Here is a 3,799-nt window from a genome sequence, read left to right as displayed (position 1 = left end):
CCCTGAGGGGGCAGCGGAAGCGGTGGCCGTTGCCGGCGCGGTGCCAGCGGCCGGCGCGGCACCGGTCGCTGGTGCAGCGGTTGGCGCGGGTGCCGGGAAATCGGGACCGGTAACGCCGCCACGGATGACCATCGGGCCTGGCTGGAAGCCGTGTCCGGTCGCGGGCTTGTCCGGGATCGCCGCTACCTTTTCATCGGTGACGTCGGGCGGCGCTTCCCCTACTGCCATCACCGACCGCGCATCGCTGGTGTTGACCGCATCGACGATTCCAGGCTGGTTGGGAGCGCCGATCCTGACGATCGATGGTGTGGAGGATGGCGTGCCTGGAAAAACCAGGGATGACGCCTGGGCTTCGCCGGCCGCAACAGCAAGAATGATACCCAGCAGGATACGCGCAGACACTGATGTCGCTCCCCTTTGCCCAGAAGCTGTTCGATAGCAGGCCGGAATTGATGCCGGCTTTCGTGGAACCATAGCATTTTAGGGATTGATAAATCGCCAATGCTCCTGCTCGCCAACAAACGGTTACCCAACAGCCGACTTGCCCAATGGCCGCCATCGTACTACGCACCCCGCATCTGTGAGGTGACGAGAGTGGCTGAAATACTTGGCTCGGGCGAGGCGCTGGAGCGGGCGCTGGCGCTGCTCAGGGAGGGCGATGTCGTCGCCATCCCGACGGAAACCGTCTACGGGCTGGCTGGCGACGCGACCAACGGCATCGGCGTCGCGCGCATCTTCGAAGCCAAGGGGCGGCCGCGCTTCAACCCGCTGATCTCCCATGTCGCCGACATGGCGATGGCCGAGCGCCTCGCGCTGTTCGATCCGCTGTCGAAGAAACTCGCGCGCGCGTTCTGGCCCGGTCCGCTGACGCTGGTGCTGCCGCAACGGCCCGGCAACGGCATCCATCCGCTCGTCACCGCCGGGCTCGATACAATCGCCTTGCGCATGCCGAGGGGCTTTGGCGGCGATCTGATCGCCAGGCTCGGCCGCCCGCTTGCCGCGCCCAGCGCCAATTCATCCGGCAGGATCAGCGCAACGACCGCGCAAGCGGTGGCAGCCGATCTCGGTGCGCGGATAAAGCTGGTGGTCGATGGCGGCGCAACCCCGGTCGGGCTGGAATCGACGATTCTCAAGGCCGAGGGGGAAAGAATGCGGCTGCTGAGGCCCGGCGGCATCGCTGCCGAGGAGATCGAGGCCGCCATCGGCATGGAATTGTTGCGCGGCGGCACCGCCAGTATCGAGGCGCCGGGCATGCTTGCCTCGCACTATGCGCCAGGTGCCGCGATGCGGCTCAATGCCGGCACGGTCGGCGAGGGCGAGGCTTTGCTCGGCTTCGGCGGCCAGAGGGCACAAGGCTGGCACCGCGCCGAAGCCTTCCTCAATTTGTCCGAAACCGGTGACCTGCGCGAAGCGGCGAGCAATCTGTTCGCCTGTATGCAGGCACTCGACCGCAGCGGCGCGCGCACCATCGCCGTCGAGCCTATTCCCTGCGACGGGCTCGGCGAAGCGATCAACGATCGGCTGTCGCGTGCAGCCGCCCCTCGTGACATCACGCAACCCGCAACATAGTTTCCCCCATGATCGAAATCACAGAGACACTCGATCCCGCCCTCATCGATCGCTTCGCTGCGATCGTCGGCGACAGATATGCGCTGCGTGATCAGCAGGACATCGCGCCCTACCTCATTGAGCGACGTGGGCTCTGGCACGGCGCGACGTCGCTGGTGCTGCGGCCGGGCAGCCTCGACGAGGTCAGCCGGATCATGCGGCTGGCGACCGAGACGGGAACGCCGATCGTGCCGCAAAGCGGCAACACCGGGCTGGTCGGCGCGCAGGTGCCGGACAGGTCCGGGCGCGAAATCGTCCTGTCGCTGTCGCGGCTGAACCGCATCCGCGAGATCGACGTCCTGTCCAACACGGTGACGGTCGAGGCCGGTGTCATCCTGCAGACGCTGCAGGAGGCAGCCGACGCCGCCGACCGGCTGTTCCCGCTGTCGCTGGCCGCGCAAGGCTCCTGCCAGATCGGGGGCAATCTTTCCTCCAATGCCGGCGGCACCGGCGTGCTTGCCTACGGCAATGCGCGTGAACTTTGCCTCGGTGTCGAGGTGGTGCTGCCGACCGGCGAGGTGTTCGACGACCTGCGCAAGCTGAAGAAGGACAACACCGGCTACGATCTAAAAAACCTGTTCGTCGGCGCCGAAGGCACGCTCGGCGTCATCACCGCCGCCGTGCTGAAGCTGTTCCCGAAGCCGAAGGGGCGCGAAGTCGCCTTCGTCGGCCTGTCGTCGCCCGAGGCGGCACTTTCGCTGTTCGGCCTGGCCATGGACCGTGCCGGGGCAGCACTCACCGCTTTCGAACTGATCGGCAGGCGGCCATATGATTTCACCCTGGCGCATGCCCAGGGTGTGGTGCGGCCGCTGATCGAGGACTGGCCGTGGTACGTGCTGATGCAGATTTCATCAGGCCGTTCGTCGGAAGATTCGCGAGCGTTGATCGAGGATGTGCTCTCGGCTGGCCTCGAACAGGAATTCGTCGGCGACGCCGTCATTGCCGCGAGTCTCGCGCAGGGCGATGCCTTCTGGAATTTCCGCGAGCTGCTGCCCGAGGCGCAGAAACCGGAGGGGGCCTCGATCAAGCACGACATTTCGGTGCCTATCGCCTCGATCCCGCGTTTCATCGAAGAAGCCGCCGGCGCGGTGGCGTCGGTGAGCGCCGGCGCGCGCGTGGTCTGCTTCGGCCATATGGGCGACGGCAATCTCCACTACAACATTTCCCGGCCCGTCGACGGCGACGATGAGGCGTTCCTCGCTCTCTATCACCCCATGAACAAGGCGGTGCACGATGTGGTGCGCAGCCTGCACGGTTCGATCTCGGCCGAGCATGGCATCGGCCAGTTGAAGCGCGACGAACTGATCGCCACCGCGCCGCCGATGGCGATCGATCTGATGCGAAGGGTGAAGGCCGCTTTCGACCCGGCCGGCATCATGAATCCGGGTAAGGTTATCTGATCCTTTCGACATCTTGTGGCTGGTGGGATTCCGATAACCATCCCTGAGATCAGCAAAATTTAACCGACTTTCTTAAGCGGGGCGGTAAGGAGCCCGCGCTACTGTCTCCATACAAACGAGGCTGGAAAAACCGGCCCGGAGAGAACCGGACACCGGCTCTCAGGAGACAGACAGGAAGGCCACTCTATGAACACCGGACTGAAGCCAGTCTGGGCGGGACGCAACATGCGTCTCGACCCATTCCGCCTGCCGCAAGTGGTGAGCTACGCGACTCGCGACGACTACGGCGATGTAACCTTCACCATCGACCAGCGCGGCGCCGTGATCCGCCGCTTGCTCGAGATGAGCGGCCTGCCCGCGATCATCGTTCTGCCTTCCAATGCGTTCCGCGGCGTTGCCGCCCGCGCCATGGAGGATCCGGACGGCAATGTCACGGTGACCCTGGAACTCCTGCACAACGACCCGATGCTGTCGGTGCCGCTGCTGGTGGCCGACGATCTCGACGATGTCGCAGCCGACTGGCGCGCCTGGGCCGACGCTTACCGCCTGCCGATGCTGCTCATCGAATCGGACGGCGTTGCCCGCACCCTGGAAGAATCGCTCGGCGCCGCCATCAAGACGCTGCCGCCGCAGGATCGGCGCAAGGGGCGGATTTCGAACACGCGCCGCCCGCGTTTCCTCGCTCGCCGCAGAGCTGGCGACCTCGGTCTCAGGCTGGTCGTCGACGGCCAGGAGATTATTTCGCGGGAGTAGGAAGGTTCTTCCTTCTCCCCCTGTGGGAGAAGGTGGCC

Annotated in this window: 4 protein-coding genes; 3 read left to right on the top strand and 1 reads right to left on the bottom strand. The window is 65.4% G+C overall.

All coding sequences use genetic code 11. The features are described from left to right. Nucleotides 1-402, bottom strand: a 402-nt coding sequence (locus EN884_RS28915; RefSeq protein ID WP_127274581.1) for a hypothetical protein, incomplete at its 3' end; no start/stop codon positions are given. Between the two features lie 192 nt (nucleotides 403-594). On the opposite strand from EN884_RS28915, the gene EN884_RS28910 reads away from it, so the two are divergent. The 3 genes from EN884_RS28910 (at nucleotide 595) to EN884_RS28900 (ending at nucleotide 3,761) form a co-directional block, all read left to right on the top strand. Beyond that, a complete protein-coding gene (locus EN884_RS28910; RefSeq protein ID WP_164895210.1) occupies nucleotides 595-1,569 on the top strand; it encodes an L-threonylcarbamoyladenylate synthase in 975 nt (324 codons plus the stop codon). An 8-nt stretch (nucleotides 1,570-1,577) separates the two neighbouring features. Further along, nucleotides 1,578-3,008 carry an FAD-binding oxidoreductase gene (locus EN884_RS28905; RefSeq protein WP_063167660.1) on the top strand — a complete coding sequence of 477 codons (1,431 nt, stop codon included), beginning with the start codon at nucleotides 1,578-1,580 and terminating at the stop codon, nucleotides 3,006-3,008. A gap of 186 nt (nucleotides 3,009-3,194) precedes the next feature. Then, nucleotides 3,195-3,761 carry a DUF6101 family protein gene (locus EN884_RS28900; RefSeq protein WP_013532817.1) on the top strand — a complete coding sequence of 189 codons (567 nt, stop codon included), beginning with the start codon at nucleotides 3,195-3,197 and terminating at the stop codon, nucleotides 3,759-3,761. Nucleotides 3,762-3,799: the final 38 nt, after the last annotated feature.

Origin of the sequence: Mesorhizobium sp. M7A.F.Ca.AU.001.01.1.1, from assembly GCF_004022735.1 — a bacterium.
GTDB classification, from domain to species: Bacteria; Pseudomonadota; Alphaproteobacteria; order Rhizobiales; family Rhizobiaceae; genus Mesorhizobium; species Mesorhizobium ciceri.
The sequence above is the reverse complement of the archived record's forward strand: the minus strand, read 5'-3'. Positions and strand labels throughout refer to the sequence as shown.

Bases quoted from the DNA above. Each gene is read 5' to 3' on its own strand.
- EN884_RS28900 (WP_013532817.1), top strand. From the start codon at position 3,195: ATGAACACCGGACTGAAGCCAGTCTGGGCGGGACGCAACATGCGTCTC.
- EN884_RS28905 (WP_063167660.1), top strand. From the start codon at position 1,578: ATGATCGAAATCACAGAGACACTCGATCCCGCCCTCATCGATCGCTTC.